This is a genomic window from Streptomyces malaysiense (genome assembly GCF_000980885.2).
Lineage (GTDB): Bacteria > Actinomycetota > Actinomycetes > Streptomycetales > Streptomycetaceae > Streptomyces > Streptomyces malaysiense.
In genome coordinates this window covers 1-1,121 of record NZ_LBDA02000172.1, presented here as the reverse complement: position 1 = coordinate 1,121, position 1,121 = coordinate 1, and the positions used below count along the sequence as shown (strand labels likewise).

Here is a 1,121-nt window from a genome sequence, read left to right as displayed (position 1 = left end):
GGCACCGCCACCCCCACCGGAAAACTCGCCTTCGTCTACTCCGGCCAAGGCTCCCAACGCCCCGGCATGGGACGCGACCTCTACCACCACCACCCCACCTTCGCCCACGCCCTCGACGAAGCCTGCGCCCACCTCGACCCCCACCTACCCCAACCCCTCAAACCCCTCCTCTTCGCCCCACCCCACACCCCCCAAGCCCAACTCCTCAACCACACCCTCTACACCCAACCCGCCCTCTTCGCCTTCCAAACAGCCCTCCACCACCTCCTCACCCACCACGGCATCACCCCCACCCACCTCATCGGCCACTCCATCGGCGAAATCACCGCCGCCCACACCGCCGGCATCCTCACCCTCCCCGACGCCGCCACCCTCGTCACCACCCGCGCCCGCCTCATGAACCAACTCCCACCCGGCGCCATGATCACCGCCCACACCACCGACCCCACCCCCCTCACCCAAGCCCTCGAACACCACCCCCACACCGCCTCCATCGCCGCCACCAACACCCCCGACACCTACGTCATCTCAGGCGACCCCCACACCATCGACCACCTCACCACCCACCTCGAAAAACACCACATCAAAACCAAAAAACTCCACGTCAGCCACGCCTTCCACTCCCCCCACATGGAACCCATCCTCGAAGAGTTCCACACCACCGCCCAAACCCTCACCTACCACCCACCCCACACCCCCCTCATCTCCAACACCACCGGCCAACTCGCCCACCCCCACCAACACACCAACCCCCACTACTGGACCCAACACATCCGCCAACCCGTCCACTTCACCCAAGGCATCACCACCCTCCACCACCTCGGCACCACCACCTACCTCGAACTCACCCCCCACCCCACCCTCACCCCCGCCATCCACACCACCACCGAAACCCTCACCAACACCAACAACCCCAACAACCCAGTAATAATCCCCCTCCAACACCACAACACCACCCCCAACCACCACCACTACACCACCGCCCTCGCCACCCTCCACACCCACGGCACCACCCCCAACTGGACCACCACACACACCCCCACCCACACCACCACCGACAACCACCCCGTACCGCTGCCCACCTACCCGTTCCAACACCAGACCTACTGGCTCCGCCCCGC

General features: G+C 65.7%; 1 protein-coding gene. It reads left to right on the top strand.

Annotated features, from left to right (window positions below):
• Positions 1-66: 66 nt before the first annotated feature.
• Positions 67-1,121 (top strand): acyltransferase domain-containing protein (locus VT52_RS34710; RefSeq protein ID WP_240510030.1); only part of this gene is annotated, 1,055 nt, incomplete at its 3' end.